This is a genomic window from Photobacterium sanguinicancri, from assembly GCF_024346675.1.
In the GTDB taxonomy this organism is placed as follows: Bacteria; Pseudomonadota; Gammaproteobacteria; order Enterobacterales; family Vibrionaceae; genus Photobacterium; species Photobacterium sanguinicancri.
In genome coordinates, this window is record NZ_AP024850.1 from 2,878,167 (window position 1) to 2,896,234 (window position 18,068).

Here is an 18,068-nt window from a genome sequence, read left to right on the forward strand (position 1 = left end):
CAACACAAGCTTGATCTATCACAAACCTCCTCATAACAAGAATGACAACAGAAGAGTGCCAGAGCGATAAGCAAGCGTACTAACTGAAAGTCGCCGTATTCAAAGGCCGTAATTTAGTAAGACTGTTTTCATGCTTCCGAGAAAACGATTCAAATTTGACCACACCAAACAATCAACTGAATACTTAATGTTCAATCTACTACCTGATCAAGTCACATGAACAAGGATCTTTATGGTGATCACAGGCAAAAGCCATCTTGATCAGCGATCACCCCTCAAAAGAACATTTATCAATACACATCCCGAAAGCATAAGTTACATATGCTGTTTTTGGATTTTAAGCGATATATATATCTACAGGAAGGTATTTAAAGCAAAAGATCCAACAGATAACAAATGAAGATCTTGGTTGAAATTCGACGATGCTCTCTGTCGGAAATCGATATATAACCATTAAAAACGGCTAACAACTGAAAAATAACCACCAATTCGAACCGCATTAAACAGCGTGTATACCTAGTTATTTCGCAGGCACAACAGATGTCACCATTATCAGCTCTTGCTCAGAAACTAATTCGAAACTCACGGTTAGCTGCTCATACTCTGTCAGCGAGTTGATATGCGTACCACCACACGGAATCTCTATTAGCCCTGCCTCTTCACCTAAATCGCATTGCCAATAACGAGAATCTGTCAGCGCTTCGCCCTCTTTACGCATCACAACAGCTGCGCCATTTACTCGCCACTGTTCAAGTTGTTGATTTATTTTCTCTGCTATTTCATCTAACTGACTAACAAAGTCGGCACTGTTTAAACCGCGCTTACGTAGCGTTTTACCTAAGCGATAAGTGTCGGTACTGCAATCTGGTGAAACAATACTTTTTGTTTGCGCATAACTGTGGAAATCAAAATAACCCAGTTCATCACAGCGAGTCGGTTCTTTACGCCAAAAGTCATGATGAAGCACTTTATTTATCGCCAGTGATGACAGGTGGCCTGCACTGTGCCCGCGGCTCAAAGCTTGCTGATGTTCAGCATCAACGGTGAGTTCTATCTCGCTACCGTCTGCGAGCTCAATCGCTTCATCAATATGATGAACCACAACAAACACCCAGCCCTCTGTATCGCGCTTAACCGGAATATCATGTCCAACGAACAGCTGCTTTGTTTCCAGTTCAACAGCACCAACCTGACAGTCTGTAATGTCATGGTTTACGTCATTTACTTTAACCATTCCACGATCAGCGGGGTGATCAGGCCAAATATGGCTCACTGGATGGAAAGGCGTTTGCTCTGTCACTAACCAAGTGCCTGCTGCTTTTGCTGGCGTCGATAGTTGCACCAGCGTTTTTACGTGAGTTTGTTGTTGTGGGAAGACAACCACTGTAGAACGAACCAAAGTCATAATGTTCCTGCTGTAATGATTAGAAATAATAGATACAAAAAACCCAGCACGAGGGCTGGGTTTCATTTTATGCTTTCTAACTGTGATTAGTCACGATCACGGTTTTTCAATGCCGAGGTTAGACGCTTACGTTGACGCTCTTGTGAGATCGTCAGCTTTTGCGTTTTACCTTCAAACGGGTTATCGCTGCTTTGGAATAGAATACGGATTGGTGTACCCATCAATTCTAAAGACTTACGGTAGTAGTTCATTAGGTAACGTTTGTAAGAACCCGGAAGTTCATTTACTTGGTTACCGTGAATTACAACGATTGGTGGGTTGTAACCACCTGCGTGCGCATACTTCAGTTTCACACGACGACCACGGATCATTGGTGGCTGGTGATCATCTTGAGCCATTTGCATAATGCGCGTCAGCATAGATGTGCTGATACGCTTAGTTGCAGACTGATAAGCTTCAATTACAGATTCGTATAAGTGACCAACACCCGTGCCGTGTAGCGCAGAGATGAAGTGAATACGAGCGAAATCAACGAAACCTAGACGACGATCTAATTCAGACTTAACGCGATCTTTCACGTCGTTATCCAAACCATCCCATTTGTTCACTGCAATCACCAGTGAACGACCAGAATTCAGGGCGAAACCAAGTAAACTTAGATCTTGATCTGAGATATTTTCACGCGCATCGATAATCAACAATACAACGTTGGCATCTTCAATCGCTTTAAGCGTTTGAATAACAGAGAATTTCTCTACCGCCATGCTCATGTTTTTACGACGACGAACACCCGCAGTATCGATCAACACGTATTCTTGACCATCACGTTCCATCGGAATGTAAATGGAGTCACGTGTTGTACCAGGCATATCGTAAACAACAACACGTTCTTCACCTAAAATACGGTTAGTCAGTGTTGATTTACCTACGTTTGGACGACCAATGATCGCCATTTTAATAGGTTGTTCTTGTAGGCGTTTGTATGCAGCTTCTGCATCTTCTTCAGATAGGTTTGCGTTCTCGATCTCTTCTACAGTGTTTAAATCTGTAAGATCGATTAACTCGCCATCTTCGCCTTCAGTCGTTTCTTTCAATGATTCAGCAAACGGTGCTAGCGCACGTTCCATCAATGCTGTTACGCCACGGTTTTGTGCCGCTGCGATTTGGTACATAGCATCAACGCCAAGCTTCCAGAAGTCAGCACATGCGCTATCGCCATCAATACCATCAATTTTGTTAACAACCAAAAATGTCGGTTTTTCGCGGCTACGTAAGTGTGCAGCAATCGCTTCATCAGATGACGTAAGGCCAGCACGGCCATCTACCATAAATAGAACAACATCAGCTTCTTCAATCGCCGCTAGCGATTGTTCAGCCATTTTTGTTTCTACGCCTTCTTCTGTACCATCAATACCACCGGTATCGATAACAATAAATTCGTGCTCTTCTAACTGAGCTCGACCGTATTTACGATCCCTTGTTAGGCCAGGAAAATCAGCTACCAGCGCATCCCTTGTGCGGGTAAGACGGTTAAATAACGTCGATTTACCCACGTTAGGGCGCCCGACAAGGGCAACAACAGGAATCATAAGTACCTCTTACTTTTCATAGTCTTAATCATGCTAATCCCTATATCTTTATCTCTTCACGACAATAATCTAGGAACGGAATTCAACTTAAAAACTAACGTTCTTATCTATTAGTTTAAGATGAATTACTATAAATAACGGCTCCTAACTGTATAAAACAGTAGGAGCCGACTTAATATTACGCGGTATTATAGCAAAGCTTACGGCATTTGCATTTTATTGATTTGACCGTCTCTGGTAACCACTAAATAACCGTCGCTAACTTTAACAGGTGGAATTGCAATACCACTGCCATCAACTTTTTGCTGCGCAGTAAACTCACCCGTATATGGGTCTAGCCAATGGAGGTAACCTTCACTGTCACCAACAACAACACTGCCATCAATCACAACAGGAGAGCTTAGTAAGCGATATTCTAGATCTTTGTTTTGCCAAATCTCTGTACCACTACGCGCATCTACTGCAACAACATGATCTTTATCAGTGATCAGATAGATCTGATTACCTTCAACAATAAAGTTATTAGCCGAAGAATAGCTACGTTTCCACGCTGGTTGACCAGTACGTAAATCAATAGAAACTAAGTTACCGTTATAACCCACTGCAAACAGGCGTTCACCAGCAATAACAGGTGATGCGTCAACATCAACTAAACGGTCGATTTCTGTCGAACCTTTCGGTGAACCTATCGGCTGTTGCCATAACATTTGACCAGTGCCCATAAGTGCCCCAGCTAAACGTCCGTTTGCTTGGCCCCAAAATACACCACCAGAAATAGCGACGGGTGAACTATCACCACGTAGCGTTAATGTTGGTACTTCACCACTTAAACGCCACTTGTCTTCACCAGTATCAGCATCTAACGCTTCAAGTACACCACGGCTAGTATTAACGATGACAAGACCTTCATCGACTAATGGTGCCGCAAGCACTTCACCTTCAACGCTAGTACGCCACAGTTCTTCACCTGTTTCTTCATCCAACGCAATCACTTCTGCGTTTTCAGTACCAAGGAAAACTTTACTGTAGGATACCGTGATACCACCTGAAATTTTCGCTGTGATATCAGATTCAAGATCTTGTGACCAAATCACTTTACCAGTATCAGGCTCAAGTGCTTGAACAACACCATCTCTATCTGCAACGAAAATCTTGCCGTAACCCACTGCTGGTGACAATTTAGAAAAGTATTGGCCAACACCACTACCTACTTTATGTCCCCAGCTTTTAACAGGGGTGAAATTGCTTTCGACAACAGGAAGCGGTGCCTTTTGAATCGATTCTTCTTCACCGGCACAGCCCGCAAGTACGCCTAACGTAAGTGCAATAGTTACCGCTTGCTTGAACACCTTCTGCATACAGTTCCGCCTTTACTGCGCTAAATCGTCTAGCTTCATTTGTACAACAGGCGATGTACCCAATTGCTGTGCTTGAACATACGCTTCACGCGCAGCAGCACTGTCACCTTGTTGTAAAAGAATATCACCACGAAGCTCTTCAACTTTCGCTTTCCAGCTTTCAGCAGTGACTTTGTCTAGTTCAGCAGTCGCTTGATCAAATTTTTGCTGTTCAGCATAAATTCGGGCAAGACGGGTTTGCGCTAGAGGAAGAATAGCTTCATCTGACGTATTTGTGATAGCCCAGTTAAGCTGCTCTGTCGCAGCATCTAGTTCATTATTCTGAACTTGTGCTTTTGCCAGTTGCAACGCCGCCAGTACTGAATATTGGCTTTCTTCGTGACCCGCAATGAAAGCTTTAACATCAGCAATAGCTGAATCGTTACCGCTTTCTAGTGCTGTTATCGCTTGCGTATACGCATCAGAGGCTTGTTCTTTACCTGATTGGATTTCTCCTTGGTAAAAACGCCAGCCATAAAGACCACCCAGACCAATCACAGCACCTAGAACAACGGCTTTACCGTTTTCTTTCCACCACGACTTAATCGCTTCAACCTGTTGTTCCTCGGTCTCGTAGACGTCCACTTCCTGTCCTCTCTTAAATCAATTCTGCAAGCTTCGCAGCGACTTCATTCTGTGCCATTGTTTCTTGCTCGCCACCGCGTAGATCTTTCACTACGACCGTGTTGCTGGCCATTTCATTTTCGCCAAGCACAAGCGCAACAGCTGCACCGACATTATCGGCACGCTTAAATTGTTTTTTAAAGTTACCGCCACCAAAGTGAGTCATCACTCGTAGGCCGGCAACTTCTTCGCGTAATTTTTCAGCCAGTTGCATACCAGCCATACGAGCACCGTCACCCATTGTTACTACATAAGCATCAACTGGACGACGAACATTTGTCAGTTCCAGTGTTTCCATCAGTAGAACAAGGCGTTCAACACCCATAGCAAAACCAACAGCAGGTGTCGCTTTACCACCTAACTGCTCAACCAGACCGTCGTAGCGACCACCAGCACAAACAGTGCCTTGTGCACCTAGGCTTTCAGTCACCCACTCAAATACAGTACGGTTATAATAATCTAAACCACGTACAAGTCGCTCATTTACTTGGTATTCGATACCAGCAGCGTCTAATAGTTCACATAAACCAGCAAAATGTTCTTTCGATTCTTCATCTAAGTATTCTGATAGCTTAGGTGCGTCAACTAGGATCTCTTGAACAGCAGGGTTCTTGGTATCAAGAACACGCAATGGGTTGGTGTGCATACGGCGCTTACAGTCGTCGTCTAACACTTCAGTGTGCTGCTCTAAGAAAGCGACCAGTGCAGTACGGTAATCAGCACGAGCCTGAAGTGAACCGATTGAATTCAGTTCAAGACGCACGTGCTCAAAAATACCCAACTCACGCCAGAAACGCGCCATCATCATGATCAATTCAGCGTCAATGTCTGGGCCATTTAGACCAAACACTTCTACACCAAACTGGTGGAATTGACGGTAGCGACCTTTCTGTGGACGTTCATGGCGGAACATTGGGCCTGTGTACCACAGACGTTGTTCTTGGTTGTATAACAGGCCATTTTGAATACCAGCACGTACACAACCCGCTGTACCTTCAGGACGCAGAGTGAGGCTATCGCCATTACGATCGTCAAAAGTGTACATCTCTTTTTCAACAACATCGGTCACTTCACCGATAGCACGCTTGAATAGATGAGTCGATTCTACGATTGGCATACGGATTTCATTGTAACCGTATGCACTTACAACACGTTTAATCGTATCTTCCACTTTGTGCCAAAGTGGAGATTGTGTAGGTAGGCAGTCGTTCATGCCTCGAATTGCTTGAATTTGTTTCGCCACGTTTATTCTCGTTAACCGATGGGGAATTGAACCGAATATATAGGTATTGAAGGAAATAGTGAACCGCCTGCCGCATTACAACAGGCGTTTTAGCTTATTTCTCGACTTCTTGAACGTTAATACGATTATTAACGTCTAAAATTGCTGCTTTTGCTCGGATCTTGGTTTCTAGTTGATCGACAATGTTGTCGTTATCAAAGCGCTCTTTTTGACGAAGACCATCCTCATAAAAAGCACTCTTACGATTACTGCCCGCGATACCAAGGTGAGAAACCTCTGCTTCACCAGGGCCGTTAACCACACAACCAATCAAAGACACATCCATTGGAATAGTGATGTCTTCTAAGCGTTGTTCTAGTTCGTTTACGGTAGCAATCACATCAAATTCTTGACGTGAACACGTTGGACAGGCAATAAAATTAATGCCACGCGAGCGAATTCGTAACGATTTTAAGATATCAAAGCCCACTTTGATTTCTTCAACTGGATCAGCGGCAAGCGAGATACGCAATGTATCACCGATGCCTTCAGACAATAACATGCCAAGACCAACCGCTGATTTCACTGAACCTGCACGTGCACCGCCCGCTTCAGTGATACCTAAGTGCAATGGCTGCTGAATTTGTGCAGCCAGCTTACGGTATGACTCAACCGCAAGGAAAACATCTGATGCTTTCACACTGACTTTAAACTGGTCAAAGTTCAGACGGTCAAGAATATCGACATGACGCATCGCAGATTCAACCAGCGCATCTGGGGTGGGTTCACCGTACTTTTGTTGAATGTCTTTTTCTAATGAACCGCCATTGATACCAATACGGATCGGGATGTTTTTATCGCGCGCGCAATCAACCACAGAGCGAATTCGGCTTTCATTTCCGATATTACCTGGGTTAATACGTAAGCAGTCCACACCATATTCAGCCACTTGAAGGGCAATACGGTAGTCGAAGTGAATATCGGCCACGAGTGGAATATTCACTTGCTGTTTAATTAATTTGAACGCTTCAGCCGCATCCATAGTAGGAACAGACACACGAACGATGTCGGCGCCCACTTTTTCAAGTGCTCTAATTTGTGCAACTGTCGCATCTACATCTGTGGTACGGGTGTTCGTCATCGACTGAACGGCGATTGGAGCACCGTCACCAATGGGTACGTCACCCACATAAATACGTGTGGACTGACGACGTTTAATCGGGGATTCGTTATGCATTGCTCTTACTCTTACTGCGGCAGTTTCAATCGTGCGACTTTACCAGCAGGGTAAACGCTTAAGTCAACCTGCTCGCCTTTATAGTGCATTTTAACAACACCAGGCGCACCTAGCACTATCTTATATGGAGCTGTGCCATTTAAGTTCAGGGTTTCACCTGCTTTTTTAATGCCGGTATCTAGACGTTTACCGTTCGCATCACGGATATCAATCCAACAATCCCCACTGAATGTTAGGGCAAGATCGGTATCAGCAGCTACTGATGCTGTGGCATCATCTTCAAGAGTGACTTCTTCAAGTACTTCTTCTGCCATATCTGGCGCTTGAACAATGGCAGGTTCCGGTGAGAACGTTGCTTCAAGTTCAGGCAAACTGGCAGGCTCAGTCGCTGGAGAGACTAACGCTTGGGTTGTTTGTTCAGATGGCGTGGAATTTGCGCTCGGTGACACAGAATTGTTTGCAGCAGAAACATCAGATGCAGTCGCTGGGTTAGCAGAAGGCGTTAACGTATTCGCATTGGCTAGTGATTCATCCAGCGGTTGCGCTGCTGACGTCACAGATACGATTTCAGCTTCTTGACTAATTTGTTGGCTCTGCCACCACCACCACGCAGTTAAGCCGACGAATACTGTTCCCAGTACCCAAGTTAGGCTCATTATACGATTGTCATGCTTTTCACGTTTAGTTCGACGTGAAAAGCTCTGCATCTCTTGTTCTTTCGGTTGTGCATGGCCCAGTTTATCTAACTGACCCAGTAATTCGTCTTCATTAAGGCCTACAAATTTCGCGTACGAACGAACATAGCCACGCGTGAACGTGGCCGACTGTGCGGCTTCAAAGTTGTTGTTTTCGATAGCGTCGATAACCGACTGGCGTAAACGTAAGCGACTGGCAATATCTTTTTGTGAGTAGCCTTGCTTCTCACGAGCCTGACGCAGTACATCTCCTGGACGCATCACTTCTTCATTTTTTTGCGTTTCGTTCTGTTCAGTCTTCATTGGCTAAATAGTTCTGATATTGCTGAGAGTCTGGAAACTGCTCCTGTAGCAAATCGACATATTTTTCAGCTTGAGTCAGTCTTCCCGACTGTTGCTCTAACTGAATGAGTAACGATAAGCTATCGGCTTTGTACCCATATCTCTTGTTAAACGTAAATAACAATACCCGCGCATCTTTATAATTGTTCGATGCTATATTCAATTGCGCAAGCTGTAATAATGATCTGGCTCGTTGTGGGTCATGTGCTAAAGCGCGTTCAAAGTAAAACACTGCTTCTTCATTCTCACCTTGTTTCAGGCGACACAATCCCGCATTTTCATAACTTGCTGACGTTAAATAATAATAAGGCTGCTTGATTGCACGTTCAAATGCATCAATCGCTTCATCATAACGCTCCTGTCCACACAAGAATACACCATAGTTATTGCGGACATCGCCATTTTTTGGTGAATCTTTGAGGGCTCGCTTGTACATGGCTTCAGCTTTGTCGCCTTCGTCCACCTTTTGGTAGTAATACGCCATCGCATTTTGCGCGCGGTAATACTTTGGAGCATAGGCTAATGCTTGATCAAGATTTTTTCGAGCTCGTTGCCATTGCCCCACCTCTAAATAACTTAACCCTAAGGCAATACGAGCTTCTGATGCTTCAATGCTATCAAAAGCTTTACCATTAGAATTTTGGTTGGGGTCAACGGTGACGCAGCCCGCTAAAAAAACACACAGTACAAGTGCTAATGTTAATCGAGCCATAATATCATCCTACTCTCGTCCATGTTGAGAACAGTTGGCACTCAAGTCGGGTACTTGGCGTCCACTAAAGGCCTTATTCAATCACTCAATAACGGAAAAAGGCCAATAGTATCAGGCGATAACTGTTGTCAGGAGATGGTATCTGACTTAGCTCGATAAACACATTAGATTACAGTTTTAGACTGCTTTTACTGGAATTTGTTCACCTTTTTGCGCTTTACCTTGGGTACGTTTTGTGCGGTCAATCACATCGCCAACAAGTTGACCACATGCTGCATCGATATCATCACCACGTGTTTTACGGACAGTTACCGTGTAGCCGTATTCCATTAGCGTTTTCATAAAGCGATCAATTCGAGAATTGCTCGGCTTTTTGTAAGGTGAGCCTGGATAAGGATTGAATGGGATCAGGTTAATTTTTGATGGCGTGTTTTTCAGTAGTTCGCCTAACTGACGCGCATGATCCATATCATCATTGATATGATCAAGTAACACGTACTCAATCGTTACACGACCGCGGTTTGCGTTCGATGATTCAATATAACGGTGAACAGACTCTAGGAAAGTTTCGATGTTATAACGATCGTTGATCGGCATAATACTTGAACGAAGCTCATCGGTTGGCGCATGCAAAGAAATAGCAAGTGCAACATCAATGTTACCCGTCATTTGATCAAGGCCAGAAACAACACCTGATGTTGATACTGTTACACGGCGCTTAGACAAACCAAAACCAAGATCATCAAGCATGATTTCCAGTGCAGGGATCAGGTTTTTCATGTTCAGCAGTGGCTCACCCATGCCCATCATTACGATGTTAGTGATTGGACGACGACCGGTTTCTTTCTCGATACCAATTTCTTTCGCTGCACGCCATACCTGACCAATAATTTCAGATACACGTAGGTTACGGTTAAAACCTTGCTGAGCCGTTGAACAGAATGTACATGCTAGTGCACAGCCCACTTGAGAAGATACACACAATGTTGCGCGTTCTTCATCCGGAATGTATACCGTTTCAACGTCTTGATCGCCCACGCGCATAGCCCATTTGATGGTGCCATCACTTGAATGTTGCGCTTCAGAAACGATTGGCGCACGCACTTCTGCAACCGCTTTTAGCTTCTCACGCAGTTTCTTGTTGATGTTCGTCATATCATCGAAGTCATCACAACCGAAATGGTACATCCACTTCATTACTTGATCAGCACGGAATGCTTTTTCGCCCAGCTCTTCAGCAAAATATTTACGCAGACCTTTGCGATCGAAATCCAGTAGATTAGTTTTAACAGTTGTCATCGGTTGTAGCCTCATATAATTCGTGACGAATTCTGCGCCTTAAGCACCCACAAAAGAAATAAGTAGTCAGTGGCGTGCGACAGGTCATTGTTTAAGGCGCGAAATTGTACAGGCTTTACTCTGATGTTTCCACTTATCACAGTGTAGCTACTTTCAAAGGGACCATTTTCCTTTTAGATCCAAAAAAAATGGGAAGCCGAAGCTTCCCATTTTTTATTATTGCAACTTGTCTGCTGTATTAACCGCGTGGACAAATCTCATCATCAGCAAAGAAGTACGCAATTTCACGCGCCGCTGATTCAGGGCTATCAGAGCCATGTACCGAATTATGACGCATACTTAAAGCAAAGTCGGAACGAAGGGTGCCACATGCCGCATCTTCAGGGTTTGTTTTACCCATCAATTCACGGTAACGCTCGATAGCTTGTTCACCTTCCAATACCTGTACCATCACCGGGCCAGATGTCATGAATGAGACTAAATCACCAAAGAAAGGCTTCGCTTCATGCTCTGCATAAAACCCCTTTGCTTGCTCTTCAGTCAATTGCAGCATTTTAGCCGCCACAACCTTAAAACCCGCTTTTTCTATACGATTATAGATCGCGCCAATCAAGTTACGCTTAACTGCGTCAGGTTTTACGATTGAAAATGTTTTTTGAATTGTCATTATTCTTCCTTTTAAATCTTTTGATCGGTCAGCCACGTTAGCAACTACAGTAGTAATGCCGCGATATTCGCCACACCTAAACCGGTTGCACCCGCAGCCCAACGAGCGTTCGGACTATCGTTAAAACATGCTGCTAAATCAAAGTGAATCCAGTTTGTCGTTTCGCCATCAACAAAACGCGATAAGAAGCCAGCTGCATTCGATGCACCGCCCATACCTCCCCCTTTTTGCACTCGGCTATTCGCCGTATCTGCATAATGAGATGGGCACTGACCTTGGTGCCATTTTTCTAATGGCAATGGCCATGCGGGTTCGTTAACCAACTCTGAAAGCTGCTGCGCTTTCGCCAATAATGGCTTATTTAAACCGAAAATTGCGTTGTAATCACTACCAACGGCCATCATTGCAGCACCCGTTAAGGTCGCAGCATCAATCACTAATGGCGCTTTAGTTTCACTGGCTGCAATCAAGCCATCTGCAAGAACAAGACGACCTTCTGCATCGGTATTCACTACTTCAACGGTCACACCGTTTTTGTACGTTAACACATCACCAAGCTTATAGGCATCGCCTGCGATTAAGTTTTCAGCACAACATAAGATCAACTTCACACGTTGGTTCAAACCTTGCTCAATCGCATAACCTAATGCCGCAGTTACTGTCGCGGCACCGCCCATATCGCATTTCATCGCGACCATGCCAGCACTTGGCTTGATACTGTAACCACCTGAATCGAAGGTAATACCTTTACCGACTAAGCAGGCAGAGACAGGGGCATCAGGATTGCCAGTCGGGTTGAAGTCTAACGTTAACATCACTGGTGGACGGCTGCTTGCACGGCCGACGCTGTGTGTGCCAATCCAACCTTTGGTTAGCAGATCATCACCAACGACTAATTCGTGGCTGATATTATCGCCATCAATCTGAGTCAGAAATTCTACTGCATCATTCGCAAGTTTTTCGGGGTACATGTCTTCAGGGGTTGCATTCACAACCTGACGAACCCAATCAGCGCTACGACGACGCGCATTTAATAACTCAAGTTCGTCTTCATCAACCGATGCCCACTTTAGCTCTACAGACTGAGATGTCGCCGCAAAACCGCAATAGAACGCCCATTGACGTTCGTAGCTCCAACCTTCACCTTCAAGAGCAACTTGCGTTGCACCTTGTGCTTGTAAGGTACGGCCAGCCTGTTGAATACGGCGAAGTGGGTAATCACCAGAAAAGTGAATCACAGCACCTTCGGTTTGAAAAGCAACCAGAGCATTGTCGCCCCATGCACCTGAATAGGCTTCAGATGATAATGTAATCCTTAACATAATCGACTTCTCTACTTTCATGATTGTCTTGCGTTTATGGCTGCGCTGAAGATCAGCGCAACCTCACAATGTTTATTTTGAGTATTCTTTATATGCTGTTATTACAATGAATAACAGTTAGTCAGCTAAATGCTCTTCTTCTACAGAGTCATCATCGCAAAGGATGTTAGCAAGCGTTCGTACACCCATGCCGGTAGCACCTGCAGACCACTTGTCGTTCGCGCTCTTACGGTAAGTACCACTACAGTCAATGTGCATCCAACCGTTTTGGTAGTCTTCAACAAAGTAAGATAAGAACGCAGCAGCCGTACTTGCACCCGGTAAAAAATCACCTTGTGAGATGTTAGACAAATCAGCAAAGTTAGATGGCATCATGCCACGGTGCATTTCAGCTAGAGGCAATGGCCATAAGCCTTCCATCTCTTCGCTTGCAGACATTAATGCACGCTGAGCAAGATCATGGTCAAAACTAAACAATGCATGGTAATCATTACCCAGTGCATTTTTAGCCGCACCCGTCAGCGTTGCACAGTCGATGATCACTTCAGGGTTTTGTGAGCTTGCGTAAATCAGGCCATCAGCCAGTACTAAACGGCCTTCAGCATCGGTATTTAGGATTTCTACTGTTTTACCGTTTTTATAAGTAATCACATCACCCAATTTGAAAGCACGACCAGAGATCATGTTTTCAGCACAGCAAAGGATCAGTTTAATACGCTTATTCGTACCACGAGCAATAGCAAGTGCTAGACCACCCGTCGCCATTGCTGCGCCACCCATATCAGCTTTCATTGCTGACATACCGCCTGATGGCTTCAAGCTGTAACCGCCTGAGTCAAAAGTAATGCCTTTACCAACAAGACAAGTATGAACAGGCGCATCCGCGTCACCTGTTGGGTTGTAATCTAGACGAAGCATTGCTGGTGAGCGCTCTGAACCACGACCAACCGTGTATGTTCCCATCCAGCCTTCATCGATAAGGTCGTTACCTTTAATGATTTTGTACGTTACATGCTCTGGTGACAGTGATTTGATGAACTCACCCGCACGTGAAGCTAATTGTGATGGACGAACAACTTCAGCTGATTGGTTGATAACTTCACGCACCCAGTTAGTCGCTTTTAGGCGAGCTTGTAGTTCCGCTTCGTCTGTCGCTTCTAGCGCAGTCCACTCAACTTCATTGCCTACTTTGGTGTTACGGTGCCCTTGAATAAAAGACCAAATACTTTCAAGCTCCCAACCGTCCCCCATTAGCGTTACGTGTTTGATACCTTGACCATCAAGTTTACGTGCCGCACGTTGAATCGCGACTAACGGATTATCATCTGTTAGGTGGATCGTTGTTCCCTCTGCATCATAAGATACAAGAGCATTACCTCCCCACTTAGCATCCGCAGGCTCCTGAGATAAGAAAACAAGCATATTGGCAGACATGTAAAACTCCTTGGGTTCTGTTCCAATCTAGTGAATAGCGCAAAATAAAAGGCGGCGCAGTTTCACCCTTAACCTTGGTTATGAGGGCGCACTGGCTAGTTTGCAAGATGATATAACATTTAGATACAACAAAGCGGACCATTGGTCCGCTTTCAATCACGTTTAACGATACTTTGCCCTGTCTATTAAATTTAAACAAGTTCTTTACATAAAAGTAAGAGCAAGATCGACTTGTCGTACTGATGAATCAGTCCGCTTCTTCAATCCAATACATCTGCACCGCTTCGAGCACACGTTCATTACAATGGGTAGGGTCATCATCGAACGCTTCAAGCTCCATGATCCACTCACGTAGTTCAGTAAAACGTACCGTGTGGGGATCTTGTTCGGGGTACTGTTCACAAAGTGCAATTGCAATTTCAAGCGAGTCTATCCATTTCAAACTCATAATCATTCCTTGTCCTTTCAATACTACATAAAAATATAGCCCCCCTATCAGACTATTGCTGTGCAACAGTTAACAGGAGAGCTATATTTATTGTCACTTTGTCTGCCAGAGCAGTACTTGTGATTAGTGTTGTTCCGACGCCAGATTTAGCGTGTATTTCGGAATTTCAACCACAAGATCAACTTGAGCAACTTTAGCTTGGCAACCTAAGCGTGATTCAGGCTCAAGACCCCATGCTTTATCTAGCATGTCATCTTCAAGCTCATCACTTTCATCCAACGAATCAAAGCCTTCACGTACAATCACATGGCAAGTTGTACATGCACATGATTTTTCACAAGCATGCTCAATCGCGATGCCATTTTTCAGGGCAACGTCCAGTACTGTTTGGCCTTCTTCAGCTTCAAGTACTGCGCCTTCTGGGCAAAGATCTTCGTGGGGTAATACAACAATTTTAGGCATGCCTAAACCTCATCAATAGATTGACCAGCCAATGCCTGTCGAATAGATTTGTCCATTCGACGAGAAGCAAAATCTTGGCTAGCTTTGTCTGTTTTCTTAATACCATTTTCAATTGCGCGTACATCAGTACCTTGACGCAATTGAACCAATTCCATCATCACAGCTTCCAACGCACTACGCTCTTCCTTCGATAGTAATGTATCACCATCTTGAGCCAATGCTGCAATAAGTCCTTCTAACACACGATCGGCTTCAACTTGTTGTTCAGCGAGCGCTCGTGCATCTTTATCGTCTTGTGCGTAGGTCATTGAATCACGAATCATAGTCGCGATTTCATTATCACTTAAACCGTAAGACGGCTTAACTTGAATAGACGATTGTACACCGCTGCTCTTTTCCATCGCTGTCACAGACAGTAAACCGTCAGCATCAACTTGGTAAGTCACACGGATATGGGCAGCGCCTGCCGCCATTGCTGGAATACCGCGCAGCGTAAAGCGTGCCAGTGAACGACAATCGCTCACCATTTCACGTTCACCTTGTACAGTGTGAACAGACATTGCAGTCTGACCATCTTTGAACGTGGTAAATTCTTGTGCACGTGCAACAGGAATTGTGGTGTTACGTGGGATGATTTTTTCAACCATGCCACCCATGGTTTCAATACCCAATGATAATGGGATCACATCCAATAATAACATCTCAGTATCTGGCTTATTGCCCACTAAAATATCAGCTTGAATAGATGCCCCAATAGCAACAACTTTATCTGGATCAATGGTTGTTAGTGGTGTTTTACCAAAGTAATCACCGACTAATTCACGCACCAGTGGGACGCGTGTCGAACCACCGACCATAACAGTTTCAATTACGTCATCACTTTCAACATCCGCATCGCGTAGTGCGCGGCGGCATGACATCAACGTTTTCTTCACTAATGGTTGAATCAATGAATTAAACTGTTCACGTGTAATTTCACCTTGCCAGCCCAACACATCAATCGAAGTTGTGGTGTTATCTGATAAGGCAATTTTAGCGTCTGTTGCTGCATCTTGCAGAATACGGCGCTGTTGCGCAGTTAAGTCTTCACCAAGGTCGGCTTGGGTCGCAATCCAATCTGCCAATAGGTGATCGAAATCATCACCACCTAGCGCAGAATCACCGCCCGTCGCCAATACTTCAAATACGCCTTTTGATAAGCGTAAAATAGAAATATCAAAAGTACCGCCACCGAGGTCATAAACAGCAATCACACCTTCTTGACCTGAATCTAAACCATAAGCAATCGCCGCTGCTGTTGGCTCATTCAGTAAGCGTAATACATTTAAGCCAGCCAGTTGCGCTGCATCTTTGGTACCAGCACGTTGAGCATCATCGAAGTAGGCAGGAACCGTGATCACTACCCCCTCAAGATCACCACCCAGCGTTTGCGTTGCACGCTCTGTCAATGTCTTAAGGATTTCAGCGGACACTTGAATAGGGTTAATAACACCATGACGTGTTACCAGTTGTGGCAAACCATTGTCAGTTGCAGTGAACTGGTAAGGTAAATGTGGGTAACGCTGTTCAATATCAACCAATGAGCGGCCCATCATTCGCTTAACAGAAATGACGGTATTCTCTGGGTCTTGCTGTGCGAATGCTTTTGCATCATGGCCGACTAACACCGATTGCTCACCGTAATGAACAATAGATGGTAATAATGAACGATCATTATCATCTACCAGTGTCGCGGGTTCGCCGCTGCGAACAGCAGCAACTAATGAATTTGTCGTACCCAGATCAATACCTACCGCAAGACGATGTTGGTGCGGTGCAGCGCTTTGACCTGGTTCAGCAATCTGTAACAGTGCCATGGTGATTCCTGTTTTTAATCTAGTAACGTCTCTTCCAGACGCTCAACTTCGTCACGCAGCTTATCAATAAATTTAAGCTTACGCACGGCATCCGCCGCATCATTCCAATTACTCTCTGCCAATAATGCTTCAAGCTCTAGGAGTTGTGCTTTAAAGAGCGTTTTAGTTTGTTGCTCAAAATCAAATAGAGCATCGGCAGGATCGCTAGCATCAGAAATTTCTTCAAGTTCTTCACGCAGTTCCATTTGCTGCATCAAGAACATTGGGTCTTGCAATGTTTTGTGCTCGCCACGGATGTCTAGACCACGCTCAGAAAGCATGTACTCTGCACGAGAAATAGGGTGCTTAAGCGTTTGGAATGCATCGTTAATTTGAGCGGCTTTTTGTACCGACATCAAGCGATCACGCTCTGAAGCCGTAGCAAAATTATCAGGATGGAAACGACGCTGCAGTTCACGAAACTGGTGTGAGAGAAGGCTACCATCGAGTTCAAATTGGAAAGGTAGGCCAAATAATTCGAAATGATTCATATCGCATCTAGTATCAGTAAAATGCGCAGTGAAAAGTGAAATAATTCACACTTTATACTGCGCATAGAAAAGGCGATTATACGTTAAAGCTTTCGCCACAACCGCATTCGCTCGATACGTTAGGGTTATTGAACTGGAAGCCTTCGTTTAAGCCTTCTTTGGCAAAATCTAGCTCAGTACCATCAAGGTAAACAAGGCTCTTAGGATCAATAATCACCTTTACGCCTTGCTTTTCAAACACTTGATCGCCTTCATCGAGTTCATCTACGAATTCGAGCACATAGGCCATTCCTGAACACCCTGAAGTACGGACGCCGAGACGAAGACCAATGCCTTTACCACGGTTTTCTAGGAAAGTAGCTACGCGACTTGCTGCCGCTTCAGTAATAGTAATGGCCATATACAACAACCCTCAACGGAATTAATTTTCTTCGTGTTTCTTTTTGTAATCAGTTACAGCTGCTTTAATTGCATCTTCTGCAAGAATTGAGCAGTGAACTTTTACAGGCGGTAATTCAAGTTCTTCAGCAATCGCTGAGTTCTTGATTGATGCAGCTTCGTCTAATGTTTTACCTTTAACCCACTCTGTAATAAGTGAACTAGAAGCAATAGCAGAACCGCAACCGTATGTTTTAAATTTAGCATCTTCGATGATGCCATCGTCGGTAACTTTAATTTGCAGCTTCATTACGTCGCCACAAGCTGGTGCACCCACCATGCCGCTACCAACACTTTTATCGTTTTTATCAAATGAGCCCACGTTACGCGGGTTCTCATAATGATCGATGACTTTTTCACTATACGCCATGATAATTTCCTCGAATGCT

The 18,068-nt window shown here is 44.5% G+C and carries 18 protein-coding genes; all 18 read right to left on the reverse strand.

From position 1 onward, the window contains the following. Positions 1-520: 520 nt before the first annotated feature. The 18 genes from OCU87_RS13345 to iscU all read right to left on the reverse strand — a co-directional run bounded on the left by OCU87_RS13345 (position 521) and on the right by iscU (position 18,049). The gene (locus tag OCU87_RS13345; protein WP_261857375.1) at positions 521-1,405 is read right to left on the reverse strand and encodes an alanyl-tRNA editing protein; all 885 of its coding nucleotides are present in this window, start codon (positions 1,403-1,405) and stop codon (positions 521-523) included. Between the two features lie 86 nt (positions 1,406-1,491). Then, complete coding sequence (gene der / locus OCU87_RS13350; protein WP_062690286.1) at positions 1,492-2,994, reverse strand: ribosome biogenesis GTPase Der; 1,503 nt, start codon at positions 2,992-2,994, stop codon at positions 1,492-1,494. A gap of 200 nt (positions 2,995-3,194) precedes the next feature. Further along, positions 3,195-4,352, reverse strand: a complete 1,158-nt coding sequence (gene bamB, locus OCU87_RS13355; RefSeq protein ID WP_062690285.1) for an outer membrane protein assembly factor BamB — start codon at positions 4,350-4,352, stop codon at positions 3,195-3,197. A 12-nt stretch (positions 4,353-4,364) separates the two neighbouring features. Continuing rightward, positions 4,365-4,976: a YfgM family protein gene (locus tag OCU87_RS13360; RefSeq protein WP_062690284.1), complete on the reverse strand. Its 612-nt coding sequence runs from the start codon at positions 4,974-4,976 to the stop codon at positions 4,365-4,367. A 13-nt stretch (positions 4,977-4,989) separates the two neighbouring features. Beyond that, the gene (hisS, locus tag OCU87_RS13365; protein ID WP_094955937.1) at positions 4,990-6,258 is read right to left on the reverse strand and encodes a histidine--tRNA ligase; all 1,269 of its coding nucleotides are present in this window, start codon (positions 6,256-6,258) and stop codon (positions 4,990-4,992) included. Between the two features lie 94 nt (positions 6,259-6,352). After that, a complete protein-coding gene (ispG, locus tag OCU87_RS13370) occupies positions 6,353-7,474 on the reverse strand; it encodes a flavodoxin-dependent (E)-4-hydroxy-3-methylbut-2-enyl-diphosphate synthase (RefSeq protein WP_062690283.1) in 1,122 nt (373 codons plus the stop codon). Between the two features lie 11 nt (positions 7,475-7,485). Next, a complete protein-coding gene (gene rodZ, locus OCU87_RS13375; RefSeq protein ID WP_062690282.1) occupies positions 7,486-8,472 on the reverse strand; it encodes a cytoskeleton protein RodZ in 987 nt (328 codons plus the stop codon). Further along, positions 8,462-9,223: a type IV pilus biogenesis/stability protein PilW gene (pilW, locus tag OCU87_RS13380; RefSeq protein ID WP_062690281.1), complete on the reverse strand. Its 762-nt coding sequence runs from the start codon at positions 9,221-9,223 to the stop codon at positions 8,462-8,464. The genes rodZ and pilW overlap by 11 nt, the downstream gene beginning before the upstream one ends. A gap of 177 nt (positions 9,224-9,400) precedes the next feature. After that, on the reverse strand, positions 9,401-10,522 hold the full coding sequence (locus tag OCU87_RS13385; protein ID WP_062690280.1) for a bifunctional tRNA (adenosine(37)-C2)-methyltransferase TrmG/ribosomal RNA large subunit methyltransferase RlmN: 1,122 nt from the start codon (positions 10,520-10,522) through the stop codon (positions 9,401-9,403). A 238-nt stretch (positions 10,523-10,760) separates the two neighbouring features. Further along, positions 10,761-11,189: a nucleoside-diphosphate kinase gene (ndk, locus tag OCU87_RS13390; RefSeq protein WP_261857376.1), complete on the reverse strand. Its 429-nt coding sequence runs from the start codon at positions 11,187-11,189 to the stop codon at positions 10,761-10,763. 44 nt (positions 11,190-11,233) lie between these two features. Beyond that, positions 11,234-12,511, reverse strand: coding sequence for an aminopeptidase PepB (gene pepB, locus OCU87_RS13395; protein ID WP_261857377.1), 1,278 nt, complete (start codon positions 12,509-12,511; stop codon positions 11,234-11,236). A gap of 117 nt (positions 12,512-12,628) precedes the next feature. Continuing rightward, positions 12,629-13,945: an aminopeptidase PepB gene (gene pepB / locus OCU87_RS13400; protein ID WP_094955941.1), complete on the reverse strand. Its 1,317-nt coding sequence runs from the start codon at positions 13,943-13,945 to the stop codon at positions 12,629-12,631. A gap of 247 nt (positions 13,946-14,192) precedes the next feature. Further along, positions 14,193-14,393, reverse strand: coding sequence for a Fe-S cluster assembly protein IscX (iscX, locus tag OCU87_RS13405; protein ID WP_062690279.1), 201 nt, complete (start codon positions 14,391-14,393; stop codon positions 14,193-14,195). A 123-nt stretch (positions 14,394-14,516) separates the two neighbouring features. Next, positions 14,517-14,855, reverse strand: coding sequence for an ISC system 2Fe-2S type ferredoxin (fdx, locus tag OCU87_RS13410; protein WP_062690278.1), 339 nt, complete (start codon positions 14,853-14,855; stop codon positions 14,517-14,519). 2 nt (positions 14,856-14,857) lie between these two features. Further along, positions 14,858-16,711: a Fe-S protein assembly chaperone HscA gene (gene hscA, locus OCU87_RS13415; protein WP_062690277.1), complete on the reverse strand. Its 1,854-nt coding sequence runs from the start codon at positions 16,709-16,711 to the stop codon at positions 14,858-14,860. A 14-nt stretch (positions 16,712-16,725) separates the two neighbouring features. Next, complete coding sequence (gene hscB / locus OCU87_RS13420; RefSeq protein WP_062690276.1) at positions 16,726-17,241, reverse strand: co-chaperone HscB; 516 nt, start codon at positions 17,239-17,241, stop codon at positions 16,726-16,728. Between the two features lie 76 nt (positions 17,242-17,317). Beyond that, positions 17,318-17,641 (reverse strand): iron-sulfur cluster assembly protein IscA, encoded by a 324-nt coding sequence (gene iscA, locus OCU87_RS13425; protein WP_062690275.1) that lies wholly within the window; start codon positions 17,639-17,641, stop codon positions 17,318-17,320. Positions 17,642-17,662: 21 nt separating this feature from the next. Continuing rightward, the gene (gene iscU / locus OCU87_RS13430; protein ID WP_062690274.1) at positions 17,663-18,049 is read right to left on the reverse strand and encodes a Fe-S cluster assembly scaffold IscU; all 387 of its coding nucleotides are present in this window, start codon (positions 18,047-18,049) and stop codon (positions 17,663-17,665) included. Positions 18,050-18,068 lie beyond the last annotated feature (19 nt).